This is a genomic window from Mycobacterium saskatchewanense, from assembly GCF_010729105.1.
In the GTDB taxonomy this organism is placed as follows: Bacteria; Actinomycetota; Actinomycetes; order Mycobacteriales; family Mycobacteriaceae; genus Mycobacterium; species Mycobacterium saskatchewanense.
Genome location: NZ_AP022573.1, coordinates 5,076,248 through 5,093,061 on the forward strand (window position 1 = coordinate 5,076,248; position 16,814 = coordinate 5,093,061).

Here is a 16,814-nt window from a genome sequence, read left to right on the forward strand (position 1 = left end):
TCTGCCCGGTGGCAGCCGCCGGCCTGATGACGCGGCCATGTCGAACCCGATGGACATGGATTCGGCGCTGGCGGAGCTGGAGTCGCTGCCGCCCGGAGAGGAGCTCAGCAGCCCCGCAGTCCAGTGGATCGCCGCGGCGGAACGCGGAGATGTCGTGCCGAGTGCTGAGCAGGCCGAGCGTCTGATGCGCCAGGGCGTGTCCGTGCCGTCCCGGGTACCTCACCTGCCGGGACATTCCAGCGCCGAGGCCGGTCCGTCGCGGCAGCGGGCGGATGAGGCTGAACCCGGCGGGTTGTCCGAGAGGCAGGGTGCCGGCGACTCGGATCCCGGCGCTCCAATTGCCGAAGACCCCAACCTGCCCCCGCCTTACGACGGTCAAGCGCACCCGGATCCGGATTTCGACTGGGACGACCCGGAACGGAGGGGCCCGGGTGACGACAACGAGCCGCTCCCGCAGTATCCGGACATCGTGCCCGCCCCCTACCGGCGGCACCCAGACGCGTTCACGTCGATGGTCAACAGGATCAGGGACCGGCTGACGCAGTCCGGTCTCGAGCTGCGCGATGATGCTGCAAACCACATCATCAGCAGCTACCGGGAGCTACCCGAGGGTTTGCGTGACCGGTATGCGCGGGGCGCAAGCAGGAGCGCTATCGAAGACGAGATCTACTACCGGGTGCGTGAGCGGCTGCTGCCGCCAACGCCGGCGAGGCCAAGCATTTTCTCGCGGCGCAGGCGCCGGGATGCGCCCGCAACGGTCGGTAGGGCGCCCGAACACGAAGCGCTCGCCAACGGCGCGACCGACCGCGACGATCGACCCGACCCGCCTCCTGCACAAACCGATGACGGGCCGGTCCCGGTGGGCGACGCGCCGACGGATCGTCCCGGTGAGGACGGTGGCCCTCAGGGAAGGCACCGGGCGAGCGCATTCGGGCGGGCGGCAAGGATTGTCACCCGACCGTGGGCCTTGGCGCGCAGCCGGTTCGGCGCGGCGCCGGTCGAGCCGGTGGGGCCGTCGCTGCCGAGCAGGCACACCCCCGAGTCATTGGCGCAGCGCTATCCGTGGCTGGCCGGGCTGAACCCCCAGCGCGATTCGGAGGAGGCGGCGACGAATTGCGTTATCAGCGCGATCGGATTCGTCGTTTCCGAGCGCGAAGGCAGCTCGTTCGAAGTGCCGCATACCGACCGCCTGCCCGGCTCGGACTTGGTCAACTTCCATCGCCAGTCGCTCGGACTCGGCGACGACGAGCATCAGGTCTCGTTGATTCCGGGTTTCGATTCGGCGGCGGACGCGCTGGCCGATGCCGGGCCCGGTGCCATGGCGCTGATCGCCGTCGGTGGTGAGGGCCCCGAAATCAACCATGTCTACGTCGGGGTGGTCGACCATCTCGGGGTGAGTTTCCTGGATCCCCAACGCGGCACGTTGGCCACGGACCCGATCGAGGCGACGACCCTGGCGATGCTGCCGCTGACCGAGGGTATCGGGATCCCAAGAGGTGGGCGGCTACTCACGGGCGACGAGCTCGACGACGACCTCACTCCCATGAACACACCCAGGACTCGGCCAGTGCCACTGGCACCCGACTCCTCGGAGCCGGGTGCCGTAGGTGACCCGGTACCGCAGCCGCGACCCAACCGGCCTGGACCATCAACCAGCGAGGCGGACGAAAACTCGCCCCCAGGCACGTCGCCGGCGCGGTCAAGTGCCGCGGACTCGCAAACGTCGATCGACAGGCCCGCACGCGGCCGCCTGCTCGGTGGCAGTGGTCACCCGGGTGACGCGTCGACATCACACGCGACGGACCCCGAATCGGCGCTCGTCGAGCTGGAATCGCTGGAGCCCGGGCAAGACCTCAGCAGCGGCGCGGTCCACTGGATCGCTGCCGTGGAGCGCGGCGATGTCGTACCGACCCCCGACCAGGCCGAGCGTTTCACCCAGCGGGGCGTTTTCGTCCCGTCGCACGTACCGCCCGTGCGCGGACGCGCCAACGCCGAACCGGGACCCTCCGGACACGGCGCCGCCCACGGCTCGCGCCCCGTGGAGGAACCGGCAACCGAACCAGCCCAACCGACACCCGGGACGGGTGACGAACCGCCGCCCGCACCTGGAGACCACGAACGCATCGCCGCGGACCGGCCGGCACAGGACAGCGAACTTCCATACGGCCTCAACCGGTTTGTCCGCGACTGGCTCGAGCGGATCGGTAACCGCGCCCGGCCCGATGTGTCGCGCGGTGAGCCAATCGCCCTCAGCGAGGTGTTGTCCCCCGAACTCTGGTGGCGGATGTATCTCGACAGCAACGACCACGCCGACGCGCTGAACTCCGACCGGAACAATCCCGGCGGCTGGTACGACGCCAACGACACGCCCGGATTCCAAGCGGGCATGGAGCGCGCGTATCGGGCCGTTCTGGACGACCCAGCCGTGCTGCGCCGGCCCCTGACCTGGCGTGAGTACGACGGTATGCACGCGCTCGTGACGGCTAACTCGCGTGGGGGGCACGGGCTTGTCGGGCCGTCGTGGCTGCGCGTGCAGTTCCCGACTTTGATCAACGCCGCCGACGACTTCGCGCATCACTACCTCGGCGCCGAGGCGCCGGCCGAGGATCTGCTGGCGGAGCGCATCGGCGGGCGTGCCTTGGCGGTGCGTAGCGGTCCCAACACCCCGGTGCAGCTGCGTCCCGATCGAATCGTCACGCTGGCCCCGGACCCCGACGGGGACCTGGCGCTCACCACCGCCTACGGGGCCGCCGATGTCCCGGCTCTGGTGGACGCGGTATTCAGCCGGTACCACGACGACATCGCGCAGGCGCACACGGAGCACGAACGGCTGCGCGCGATCGGCCGGGCGGTGCGTGCACTGCACGTCATGCACCCGTTCCGTGACGGAAACGGCCGCACGAACATCTACCTGCTGCTGCCTAGGCTGCTGCAGGCCAACGGTTTTCGGCCGGTCGTCGCACCCGCGATGGCGCACTTGTTCTCGGGCGGGTTTTCGCTCGACCACATCGCCACCGCACTGCGGTGGGGGCAACAACGGGACTTGGCGATCGGTCTCGACGATATGCGGCCGCAGGCCTGGACTGAGGAGTTGGAACGCCGCGCCGAGAGCGTCGGCGCGCCGGCATCCAAGGGCGAGCTTCGGGCCGGCGCGCCCCGAGATCGGTCGCAAGCCTGGAGCAACTACCTCAAACGAGCCGAAGCGCATGAAGCGGCCCCGAGCGAGACGACCGCTCGCCGGCTGGCCGCGGCGCACCGAAACCTGGCCCGTCTGGGTCTCGATCCCGACGCGCTGATGGCCGAACACCGCGCCCGTTGGGACCCGTGGTCGTCGCCCTCCCCCGAGACTGCCGCCCAGGAGCCCGCCCCCGCCGGGGGTGCAGCCGAAACGGCGAAGCAGGACAGCGGCCGGCATGCCGGCGACGCGGGCCGGCCCGCCGGCCCACAGCTACCGGCGCGGGTCGGCGACAGTCTGACCTTGGGCGGAATGGACGTCGTCGAGAAGTTCGATTCCGGTGACGAGGGGCTGGACCACATCAAGACTGTCGTGCAGCGCGAGGGCGGCACGACAGCGTGGGAGAACCATCGGGAGGCTCTCACGGCGCTGTTCTCCGACGATGCCGTGCGCCCGAAGGTGACCGGTCTGCTGCGCGGCAACCGCCCGATCCGGCATGTGGTCGACCTCGGTCACGGCCGAACGCTGGCGTTCGAGCTGGAACTCGTGGGCGCGTCGCAGCGTTCGCAACTCAATTTCAAGGAGCATCTCCCAACCTACGAGTTCGAATACAACTCCGACCCCACCAGCAGCGTCGGCTCGCGAACCAGCGAGCGCACCACGCTGGTGGGCGGCCTGCGGGCGAACTTCAGTGGTCCGCACGGCAGCGACACGGCGCCCCTCTACGGCTCCCGGAGCGGGGAGTCGGCGTTGACCGCTCAACGTGGCGACCGCCAACTCAGCCGCACCAAGACCGTCGAGCCTGCCACTCGCTTCGAGGGAAGCCTGCACGCGGTGATCACCCACCGGCTGAGCAGCGCGCCCCACGCATCGGAGGCACATGACGTCGACTTTCACGCCGAGGTGGCCGTTCCGACCCGCGACGTCACGGGGACGCCCACGCCGTCCGGGCCTGGCGGCCCGGCGCATGTCGCGTCGACCCGGGCGCTGAGCGGAGCCGACACCGTCACCAACCTCTGGCTGCTGGACGACGCGGCGGCGCCGCCCAGTCCTGGCGCCGACGGCTCGCGGCCGACGGCCCCCGCGCACGCGGATGCGGACGCGGATGCGGATCCGCGGCCGCAAAGTGTCACCGATTTCGTTACCAGCGCACCCATGCAAGCGGCGTTCGCCAAGGCCTTCGGCACGCAGGCCGAGCGCGCGATGAGCGAAACCAGCGGCTGGCTGACCGTGGAGCTGTTGCAAGCAAGCCTGCACGGGATGACCAACAAGCAGCCGTTGGAGCTGCACTTTGAACGCATCCCCGGCGCCTGGCTCGAAGTCCACGCGTTCCTCGAGCCGCTCGGCACGCCCGCCGGCGCCCGGTCCGAGGTCGCGTCCGGCCCGGACGCGGACGGGCCGCAGCCGATGATGCGGCTCACCGGCGACACCAAGCAGACGGAGTTTCACTACGGCACCGAAACCGACACCTCCCGGAGCGCCAGTACGACGGTGGCGGGGTCGACCCAGGTGCCGCTACCGGGACGGATCCGCGCACAACTTTCGGGCGAACCCATTCAGCCGGTCCTCGGTGCCAACAGCACCACAACCGTCGGCGGCGCACACCAGGAGTTGTCGAGTCGCCAATTCCGAGTGCGCAGCACGATCAAGGACACGGTCCCGGGCCAGGGCTGGCACGGCCAGGTTCGGCTGCGGTTTGAGATGCACACGTCAGGTTCGGTCTCGCCGCGTGGTCGTGACGTGCCATTCGAGGGCGCCGTGCACGAGACCCGCGCTCGCTTCGACGTATTGGCCGAAAAATCCGCCACCTCACCGCCCGGCGACTACACCGGCCAGAAGGTGTGGGCACCGCCGCAGCGCATCTGGGGCGAAACGGGCCCGGCCGAGCGCAACTCGACGGCCACGTCTCCCTGGTGGCGCCCCGGCGCCGAGCATCGCGCCGTGCGCGACAGCGGCGACGGCGCAGCCTCCCGTCCCGCCTTCCAGTCGCCGCGTCCGGCGATCCCGCGCGGCGCGACCCAGGCCGCGGCGCTGCGCGGTCTGGGCAGCATGGACCGGGTCACCAACTTGGACATCAGCGGCCTTCGCGGCATGCTCGACTCCATGGGCCGCCGGGCATTCGGCGGCAGCTGGAACACGATTCGCGCCGACGTCTCCTCGTGGTACCACCTCAACCGGGTCCGCGCCGCGCTGCCGGCCATGACGCAGCACCACCCCCTCACGCGCGCTCAGCTGTCCGGCCCCGGTTCGAGCACGAAGGCCATGCTGACCGCCGACATCGAGCGCCTCACCTTCCGGCGGGTGATCAACCCGACATCCAGCCCGAGCATGGAGATGACCGACGGCTCGGTCACGCGAACCACACGCAGCCGGCAGAATTTCGGGCAGGGCGTTGTCGGTGCCCGCGGTGACATCGCCGGCAACACGGGGCAGCTCGAATTCAACAGGGGCGGCACGCGCAACGTTCGCGACCGAGACCAGGTGCGCGGGCAGGACCGGCTGGTGGCGGCGGCCAAGTTCGACCAGCCGATGGCCGTGTTCGACGGCTGGGTGCGCCTAGACGCGGCGATGGTCGGCTCCAAGGCCACGGTGCACGAATCTGGGCTGTTCCCGGTCGAAATCGCGATTCCGCTCACGGAACTGCACGGATCGCGGGTGCACGACTCGGCCCTGCCGCCCACCTTCACCCGTGACCAGCCGGCGGGCTTCGTCGACATCCCACGCCCCAAGCCGGACCGAGATCCGGTCGATCCACTCGACCTGGCGCCGCTGCCGAAAAACCCCAACACACCCACGTCGTTCGGCTCGCACAGCCAGCTGCCGGGCCGCTCCGCAGGATTGAGTTTCCGCGAACTTCTCAGCCGGTTCGCGCGGCCCGCCGCGGACAACGCGGGCAACGCATCGGCCTCCCGCAGTCGCCGGGACTCCGTCGACAGCACAACGCCACTGCTGCGCGACCATACTGTCGCCTACCAGGCGACGAGTACCTCCCATTCCGAACCGGTCGACACCGAAACCCCGCTGCGCGCCGACGCGCAGTCGCCGACGCCACCCCCGCCTCCGCTGGACTGGGCATCTCCGCCGCCCAACCACAATCCGCCCGAACCGCCCGCGCATGCCCTGCAGGGGAGCTGGCACCCGACCGATTTGCTCGTCGGGGTCGACCCGGCCAGCGGCTTGGTGGAAGCGATCCGTAGCGACCTGGCGCCGGCGCTGGGTGATCGCCTGGACGAGGCGATGGTCGGAGTGACCGAGCAGTTCGGCCCGCAGGTATTGGCCGCCCGACTCGCCCATCAGTCGGGTCAAGAATGGCGCCACGACATATCCGTCCGCGGCAGAGCGTTCGCAGTGAAGGTGCGGCCGGTGCGCGAACCGCAGCACGAATACGTCGGCGTGTCGGGAAAGTTCGAGACCGATGTCTCCACCGCGTCGCAGTCCGGCACCTCGCACACCCACGGCGACGAGACGCTGTCGGTCACCGGCGGCCGGGCGCAGATCCCCGTCCCGCCCGCCTCGGTCACCATCCAGCTGACCCACAGCGGTGCACGACCTTCTCCGGACGGACCGGTCGCCCTGGGCGGTCGGCTAGCCCAACCGGCCGGCCACAGCATCGCCGGCGGCAGCGAGCAGCGGACCCCCCTGCGGGTGCGAATGACCCAGCCGCACAACCTGTTCCGTCAGCCCATCCGTTTCGAGATCAGCTACGAACAGTCCGACGGCAGCCGAAGCGTGACGGGCCTGCCGGCGGACCCACAACCGGTCCGGCTCAGCGGTGTGTTTTCGTATCCCCAGCACACCCCGGAAATCGCCGCCGCCTCCCGGGCCGAGCACGAGGGCAATCGGGAAACCCCGCGGATCGACGTCAACCAGGTCGTGGTCAAGGTTCGACCTCACCTGGCGCCGAACCGGGCCGATGACACTCGTCCGCAGCGTGATCAGGAGCGCCTGCCCGACGAGGACCTGCTGGCTACCCACGTGCTCGATTCCATTGCAGCCCAATCAGAAGTGGTCTTCGGCGATGATTCACCGGCGGTGCGGGCGGAACTCGTGCCGCACGTCAAGACGATGGCGATCCAGCGGAAGCTCGGTGACTTCAGTCGCGGCGCCACCACCACCATCCACCTGAAGTCGGTGCCCGGCGGCAAAGTCGTACTCGGCGCGAGCGTCGACACTCTCAACCCGGCGGACTCGGTCGGCACGAGCGAGATCTACTGGGGTGGGCTGGAAGCCAAGACTGCCGGCGTGAGCAACACCATCAGCAGCAACTGGCAGTCCTACGTCCAAGGCCAAAGCGACGTACTACCGATTGGCGATACCGCCAACCTGTCCCTATTCGGCCGGGTCGACGGCGGTCTCGGCGGGGAGATTCTGAATACCCGCATCGAAAGCACGGCCACGGGCCTGCTGTTCCGGGCCAAGGTGCCCGCCTCCCCGCACGTCGGGATGGCCACGGTGCGAGCGGAAATGAGCCGGCCTGCGGGATCGGCGGAAGGCACCGCAGCATCCATCACCCGCGGCGGCACCGCCCGAGTCGAATTCCTGACACATGAGCCTCCCCCCGGCGCCCCGGCCGGCACGCGGTTCGTTCCGCGCGACGGCATCGTCCGCAACGGACCGGATCCGGATGGGCCGTCCGCTGTCCGCAATAGCAATGACGTCGTGGCCGGTGCCGAGCGAGACGATCGGGCCGACTCTGCAAAAGACGGACTGCCCGCGCGCGGGCTGAGCCAGGACACGGTTGTCCGCAAGATCACCGACGGCGACGACTTCCGTGCCCGTGCCTTGGAGAGCCTCAACGGACTGCTGAGCCCGACCGAGATGCGGCAGATCAGCGAACACCTGACCGCGTCCCTGACCGACACCCGTCTGGCGGGCCTCCTCGGTGAGATGACCCGCCAGGGCGGAAACGGCGGAGTGGAACTGGTGCGGCACCACACGCTGCGCATCACCGCCGAAGCCGACGTCCGAAGCCTCGACTTCGTAGCCATCGAGCAAGAGGCCGCCAACGCCAATGTGCTCAATGCCGTCAACCAAATCCGCGTCGAGCGGTCAACTTGGGCTAGCGATTTGGGTGGTCGTTTCATGGCCGGGCCGCACTGGCGGATCGGGGGGCTCCAGGCGGCTCCGCTGGTGGGCGGCGGCCGCATCGGTCGCCAGCGCTTCGGGGAATCCCTCGCGCAAGCGGTCAGGGTCGCCGCCAACGGAAAGTTCCCCCGTCCGTACGCCGTCTTCGACGCCTCCGCCGAGGTCACCTTGGTGGTGCACGACGGCGACACCGCCCAGCGGCTGCCCGGGCTGGACCTCCACAGCCGGGTCCTCATCCCGCAGTCCGAGACGCGTCCAGCCGAGACCCCTCCAGCCGAGACCCCTCCGGCCGAGCCGCCTTCGCCGGAGAGCGCCCTGCCCGTCGTGGCGGCAGACCCCGCTCCAGAAGGCGCGCCCGCGGCCGTGCCCGCGGAGGCTGGCATCCGCCCCGCATCGCCGACCCGCAACGTGGTCACCGAAACTGCGGTCGGCGATCGACCTTTGGGCTCATCCAACGGTGAGCCAACCCCACAGGCGGACCCCCCGGCCACCGGGCATCGTAGCGACCTGCCCGCGTCGCGCGGCGCAAGCATCGCCGCGCCCCCGCACGAGACCCCATCGACCAGTTTGTTCAACCGGTTCATTCAACTCTTCACCCCGGCGTCGCGGCCCGTCGATGCATCTGAGGCCCTCGCACCGGCTTTGACCGGCTTGGTCGTGCGTCACCGCCCGCCGGCGGGCCGGGAAGTGCCCGGCATGGCCCACCTCAGTGGACTGCCGCGCACGCCCGATGGCGAGCTGAGTGATGAAGCGGTGCAACGCTATACGCGCGGTCAAGAAGATGCTTGGCAGCGGGGTTGGAACGAAATCACTGCTAACGCTCGCGTCACTGTGACGAGTATTGACGATCGCACGCTGGCCGATCTGATCGCCGAGGAAGGCCCGGACTTCCTGGCCAAGTACCCCGAGCTGAAGACCTACAGCCAGCGGCCCGACCACACGTCATTCACGGACGGCAACAGCACCGATCACACGATCGAGGTCGTACAACACGCCGCGGTGGCCGTGCGATTCGACGACTCATCGAGTGACCCGACGGCGCGGTCGCGTCGCAACGTGATCCTGCAGGCGCTCGCACTGTTGTCCGACGGCGGACACACCCTGCCGGCGAGCCTGGACGTCCACGTTCCCCGATACCACCGGGCGCTGGACGTCAGTACGGTCACCGATCGCGGCGGCACCGCGGAACTGCGGGTCAAGACGACCTCGGTGAGTACGGTTGGCGACAGCAGGCGTCTCGTCCAATTCACGGCGCCCGATCACGTCTTCGTCAGCCCGGAAGCGGCCCAACGGCCGCCGTTCCGCGGTCAAACCGTCGCCGACCTGACGGAGCACCCGGGACTGGCCACCGCGGTCGCTGAATTGATGCACTGGCTGCACTACCACAACCGGCCGGGCCTGTTCGCCGACCTGGTGCACACAGAATTCCGGCCCGACGACGTCGCGCATGTGGAAAAGGTCAGTCACCTGGCGACCCTGAGCCCCCGTCACTTCGTGGCGGAATACGGCGCCGGCCGCCTCATGGGCCGGACCTTTGACAGCCCGGCCACCGCAGCCCGGCTCGAGCAGCTCTACCGCGGGCTGGGCGGCCCACCGACAGATCGTCGGGGCGGACCCGTCGAGCCCCCGCCGCCGACCGACAGGCAGCTGACCAGACTGGTCAACAAAGTGACTGCGGCGCTTCGGGTCCCGGTCGGAGCCGACGCGGTGAAAGCGGCCGAGGCGGCGCTGCCGACATTCGATCGCTGGCGCAGGATCAGCTCGCGGGAGCCGCTGGTGGCCGAGGCGCTCAGCCACCTCCAGATGATGGCGCCCGACCTGCGAAATCTCATCGTCCGACTGCCCGACGAGCCCAGCTGGTATTCGGCCATCCTCGCCGCGCGTGCGCCCGACGGGCGGTTGACCGACCAATCGCTGCGCAGTTTCACGCGCGAAACCGAGCGCAGATTCTACGACGGGCTCAAAACGGTGAGGGACCGCGCACGGATCAGCGTCCGGAACATGAGCGATGACGCGCTAAGGGACAGGCTCGACGAACATCCGGCCCACCTGGTCGATTACCCCGAGCTGACGACCTACCTCCAACGACCCGACCACACAACGCAAACCGACACCAACGACTACGCGCCGACCGTCCACGAGGTCACGCACGAACGGGTGGCCCTGCGGTTTCATTTCTCCGAGAGCGACCCGTTAGCCCAACCGCGTCGCGAACTCGTGCAGCGAGCTCTGTCCCTCCTTGGTGAACGCGGCTACCGGCTGCCGCGGGACCTCGACGTGCACCTTCCCCGGTACCACCGGGCGCTCGTCATCGAGCCCGTCACGGCGCGCGGTGGCACACGGGCGCTGTCCATCAAAGAGTCCGCGGTGAAGTGGGGCTCGGGCGCGGTCGCCGTCTTCACTCCGCCGAACCACATCTACGTGAGTTCCTGGGCGGTCGCGGAACGCCCGGGGCACCCGTCACCCACCGCCATCGGTCTCGCCGAAAGGATGCACGACCAGGGTCTGGGAGCCGTCGTTCACGAGCTGATCCACGCGTTGCACTACGCGGGTGATCCGCGTGTCTTTGCGGACCAAGTCGAGACCCGCTTCCGTACCAACGACGTTCGGCACGTCGAGGCGGTCAGCGAATATGCCCTCACCAATCCCCACGAGTTCGTAGCCGAATACGGCGCGGGTCACCTGCTGGGTCGGCGCTACGACAACCCCGAGACAGAGGTTCGGCTGGAAGAGCTCTACCGCGGACTGGGCGGGCCGCTGCCGGACCGCGCGTCGGAGCCTGTCGCGCCACCGCCTCCGACAGACGCCGAGCTAGCCCGGCTGACCCACGCCGTGGGCCGGCAGATGGGCTCCCGGCCCGAACCCGCGGTGGTGAGGCGGGCAGAGGCGGCGTTGCCGGTGTTCCAACGCTGGCTCAATCTCAGTTCCCGGGCGGAGTCGATCGCCGGGGCGCTCACGTCGGGGTCACACGCGCAGCGCACTGCCACCGGTCACTCGGATCCCTTAACTTCGCTGTCGAGGACCCCTGCCGGCGCGCCGGCCGCTCACCCGCCTGGCTTGCCCGTTGCACGGAGTTCCGCGCGGTCGTCGGAACCGGCAGAGCGATCGGTGAGCGACAAGACGCCGCCAATTCCCGCGGACCACATCGACCACACGCGGGCGGGTGCCGCGGAGGCCGCGGCCGATCAGCCTCGCGGGCGAGCAGGCGACACCGACGATGTGCACGCCCAGTCGCTCCGGGGGGACGCCGTTGTGGCCCGCCCGGCGCCAGAACCGGTACGGACGGGCGTGGGCCCCGACAAGCCGGCGATCGACGCCGAAGGGCGTTCGGCTGATGTCGCTGCCGCGGACGTGACGCCCGGCGTCGCCATGCCCTTGGGCGCGTCAACCGCACGGGAGGGCGAGCTGTCCCGGCATGTCGGCGACCAAGCCGAGCACCAGCGTCCCGCCCGGCGCAGCGGTGGCGCCGCCGGTGCGGAGTCCGAAGGGGAGGGCCAATCGACGGCCTCGGCTCCTCCACCTCCACCGACGGCCGACGGTCCCGATGACGACGGCGATGACTTGTATGAGACGTGGGGTGAGTATCGCGCCCGCATGGACCGCGCCGGCGCGGGAGGTGAGTCGCCGGATGTGGCGATGGCTGACCGGCTGTCGTCCGAGGGTGGCGATGTTGAGATGGCGGATGCGGAGCCGGAGTCGTCGCAGCATGACCGTACGGGCGCCCAAAGAGCAGCCAGCGCAAGTGATCCGGGTGGGTCGGGCGAGGGGTCGTCTGTGCTTGGGGGTGGCGGTGATGGGTCGGCTGATCGTGATGCTGGGGTGTTGCGGCTGCGGGGTGGGGCCGGTGACGAGGACTTCGCTTTGCCGAGTGCTCAATTGGACCCCTCCGTTGATCCGCGGAATGTCACGGGTTTGGTCGATGGGGCCGGCGTGCATGTGCGCACCGATGACGACCCGCTGTTCCGCGATGACACTCGCGAACCGTTTGAGGTTTTCGAGTCGGGTTTTGAGCCTGTGGATCCGTCCAATGCGAACCTGGAGAGCTTTGGTCGTGGCCGTCCGGCTGCGTTTGTGTCGACGACGCGTGATCCGGACCTGAACCATCTTGGGCCGCCGACGGAGGGCCGTCCCAGGGTGTTTCGTTACCGCATCCAGGCGCCGGGTGGTATTGACATCAATGCGACGGTGTCTCATCACCAAGACGTGCATGGACGCGAGATCGTGTTCCCCGGTGGGATTCGGCGGGAAAACATCGTGGGCGCCGAGGAAGTTCTTTCCGGTGGTCCTGGGGCACTTCGCCTTGGGCGCTTTATCGACAATCCGCACTTCGATCCCGGCGCGCCGAATCCGCATTTCCCGGCGGCGGTTCACGACGAGGAGCCGCATTGGTCGGACTCCGATGCCGATGATGACCTCACCCCGACGAACACCCCGCGGGCGCGGCCGATCGACCTCGACCCACCGCCGACACCCGACGAAATCGGTGCCGCCGAACAGGGCTGGGGTTCCGTACCCGGACGCGTCGACGGGCCGCAGACATCGACGCAGGGGTTCGCTGGAGCCGTCGGGCCGCGGCACTCGGGTGGCGCGCCCGATGTCGCCTCGCGCGCAATGCTTTCGGTGCCCGTGGAACCCGACGGAAATTTTGCCGGACCACGGTCGGTGGCTCCCGCCGGGCTTCCCATCGCCCGGGGCGAGGCCGACGTCTCGGGTGGGACGGAAGCCTGGCGCGGCTTGGTTGCCGACGATCCGGTGCGCGCAGACATGATCCGCGACCGCGCCGCAGCAATGCTGTCGCACAGCGGGATTGAGGACATCGATGACGCGGCCATCCAACGGGCCTTCGGGCGGCTGACCCCGGACGAGCGGGCGCGCAACACCGTGGACGTGGCGCATACGGTGAGTCACCAGGTGCTGGAGGGCCGAAGCTACGTGGGGCCGCGCGGCGGCAGCGGCAGGCGCGGATGGAATCCCAAGCCGGACGAACACGAGCTAACCACCACGGTGAAGCGGTTGGAGCGACGGTCACCAGGCCAAGAGACGGAGGGCCTGGGCCCCGATGACGATCGCGTGATCCGGATGATCGAAAGCGGTCAAGTCGTCCCGCCGCAAAACTTGGCCGCAAGATACGTCGCCCAGGGAATCCGAGTGCCCTCGCACGCTTCGGGATCTCGCGGGCATGTGAACGCCGAGGCGGGGCCTTCCAGGGCATCGCGCCGCACGAACAGTCTCAACCCGGGGGGAGTCCAGGCCGGTTCTGGGGCCAGCCGGAGTCGAGCCGATGGTCAGTCCGCGGTCAGCGGGTTCAGCCGCGGTTCCGGCCCTCGAAGTCCTGCGCATTCGACTTCCGCACCGCCGCGCGACCAAGGGCCTTCCTCCAGTCACGGCAATGAGGCGGAACCACATTCGTTGCAGCGGGTTTGGGTGGCTCCCGACGGATGGTGCCTGCTGTACTCGGTACTAGTCAGCATGCCCACTGACGAGTGGCCCGCTCGGGGCGATCTGCAGAGAGGTCGGCCCGGCGATGCGGGCGCAAGAGATGTCCTGAGTTCCGCGGCGGCGGTTCTCCATCGACGGGTGTTGGACTGGGTCGGCAACACCGATCGTTCCGCGTTGCCGATCGAAATTGCCCGCCGTTACCACGGCAATCGAGTGCCGCAAATCCGTCGTCAATTGGCAAGGGAACGCAGCTACGACGCACTTGGCGCCCGACTGCTTGACGTGGGTGTCGATGTGAGGGGTCTCGTCAACCGGACGGCAAGCCGCGATGACTTGCTGGACGCCGCAGCGCAGGCGGTCTATGAGCGAGGGACGCTGTCTGGTGATGAACACCGCAGGTTGATCAGAGCGCTGCAAAACTGGACTCCGGGCAGTGACGGCTGGGCGGCCGATGAGGGCGAGATGTTTCCGGCGCTACTCGCCCACGCCATCGGGGTGCGGCTCCGTATCGTGGGTGGGACCGGCGACACCAATGTGCTCGACGTCGTAGGTCCCGAAAATGGACGACTGATCACGGTCTTCCACAATGGCCTCGATCATTACGAGGGCAGCAGCGCCCGCGCCGAGAGCGAGTTCGGGCAGTCCAGAGCCCCCAGCGAACTGTCGGAGCTGACCGAAAGCGAGGCGAGCACCAGCGAGTCGGAGGCGAAAACTGGCCCGCCTCTGTCGAAGCGGCCTCGTGGTAAGCAAACTGGCGGCCTGGGCCCCGAAGTCAAGCGTCAGAGACTGGAGCCGGCCGCTACCGAGACATCGACGACATCGGTTCGCCCCGAGCGCGGTGCGCCCATGACAGCAGAAAAGCTGTTGCACATGCTGCGATGGCGAGCGCAGCACGGTGGCGCGGCGAGAGCAACAGCCGCACGATTCGAAAAGCCTGACGCGAATTCGTCGCACTTGGGGCGCATTGCTGACTGGCTGCGCAGCAGCGGTTGGGCGAGAAAGAAACTCGCGCACACACTGGCCGGCATGCCGGACTATCCGACATACCGCGACGAGATCCAGCAGCTGGTCAACCAGCAAGGAGTGCACGAAGGACAACTCCCCGCCCCGAGAGCCGTGCCGAGAACGTACACGGCTGAGGACTTCGTCCAGGTACTGGAATCGTTGGCCGCGGCGCGAAGGGAGGGCCGTAGGGGGGGCCAAAGCAGTTCCGCGTTGGCGGAGAGGACGGGAATTTCAGCTTCCCAGATCCGTTTGTGGATCGACAAGGACGGTGTTCCCAAGATTGGCGTGGAGGTCCTCAGTCGGATGCCGGGCTTCGCTCAGCACCGCGAACGAATGGTCACTGCCTTGGAGCGGCTCGGCCAGCGGGATATGGCGCGGCGCCTCCCCGGCCCGAACGAAGGAGCCCCCCGGAGACAGCCGATCACCGCGCGTGTCGTGGCCGAGGCCTTGCAACGTCTAGCGGCAGACCCGAAAACACCACCGGCGCGCCTTGCCTCCGATCTCGGGGTTCCTCAAAGCTCTCTCTTGGGTCATATTGCGAGGGGCGCCCAGGGGCTCGTCAAGCCCGAGTCGTTGGTGACGATGCCCGATTATGAGCAGTGGCGGGACTCGATCGCCGACTCGCTCATGACGATGGGCCACCCCCACCAGGCGGACAGCCTGCCCCAGCCGGGCGACCTCGAGGCGAGAGACCCAGTGACGGCCGCAATTCTGGCCCAAGCCTTAACACAGCTGGCAAATGATCCGACGACGCACTTGTCGACCATCGCCGCGGATGCCGGCATTTCTACACACGCGCTCTCGCGTTATCTTTCTGGTTCCCAGGGATTGACTCGCCCGCATGCATTGCTCAGGTTGAGCGACTACACGCAATGGCGAGAGTCGATCGCTGACTCGCTGAGGAGAATGGGTCTGTCCGAACAGGCAGACTTCTTGCCGCAACCGACTGGTGCAGTTGAGTTCCTCGACACTCTACGAAGCCACGCGCCGCAGGTTGCCGTTGCCATCCAGCAGATGCGCAGCAATCCAGCACTGTCGGCCCACGAGGCCGCGCGCCGTGCTGGGGCGCCTGAACGGGCATTCGCGATAGCCGTAACAGCCGGCCCAGTCGGGCCGACGATCCGCGACCAATCCACGGTTGAAGCCGAGTTGCACGGCCTGCGACCCCATTTGCAGGCCGGGATCACGACAGTTCTTCATGGTCTCAACAGCTTGGCGTCAGGCCGCGACAGCGGCGCGGCCGACTTGATCGAGGCGCGCATTCGCGGCGGCGGATTCACTCCGGACCGTCTGTATCTCGTCGAGCACGAGCCTTTGGCCGGACGCACCAGGTCACAACTGGGGGACATCTATTCGCAGAATCCGGCATTGGTGCGCAGCCCGCGACCCTATGTCAACGACCGCGCAGCCCAGGTGCTGCGCTGGTTATCCACCGAGTTGCTCGGCCAGCATGCGCAGTGGGGAGAGGTGCAAGCGTACTTCGACCGTGACAGCCAGACGATTCACGTGTCGTCCAACGTCAACAGGGTCAACAGGGAGATGCGCCAGAACCTCAATAATTCGGGTCTACAGCTCAGCGGTGGCGAGAGACAGGGCGCGGACGGCCGGGAGGCGCGTCACCGGCGCAAACTGGCCCACGCGCTAGCGCACTTGAGCAACCACGACGATCCTTTGGCCCATGAAATTCTGCAGGCGATCGCCGCCGGGCGCTTCAGCGTTCCCCCGCAAAGCTTCCACGAAGGAGACAGGAGAGCCCTGGAGTTGCACGCCGAACGCCGCATTCATGAGGCCCTGGGCGGGCACATCGACCTCGACTTGTTGGCGGGCACCATGCGGGCGTGCGGCCACTGCGCCGCCGCTTTGGGATTCGAAGACCACCGCACACGCGGGCCGTTCTGGCTGACCAACGGAGCCAGCGCCTACCTCGACTCCGCCGCGATCATCCAGCGCAACAGGCGCCATCGCGTCGCAAGCTATGTCACCAAGACGCGCGACGGCCGGACGACCACCGAGTACAACACCGACAGCGACTCCGAACCTGAAGACGGCAATCCCTCTCGGCGCGAACCCGACGAGGATTCCGACGCTTAGGTGCAGCCCGCGGGAGCCG

The 16,814-nt window shown here is 68.3% G+C and carries 1 protein-coding gene (cut by a window edge); it reads left to right on the forward strand.

The genetic code is table 11. The annotated features are described in order from the left end of the window. Window positions 1-16,795: the end of a scabin-related ADP-ribosyltransferase gene (locus tag G6N56_RS23840; protein ID WP_085254266.1), read on the forward strand. 21,086 nt of this gene lie to the left of the window's left edge; only the last 16,795 of its 37,881 coding nucleotides appear in the window; its start codon lies beyond the left edge, outside the window; it ends in the stop codon at window positions 16,793-16,795. Window positions 16,796-16,814 lie beyond the last annotated feature (19 nt).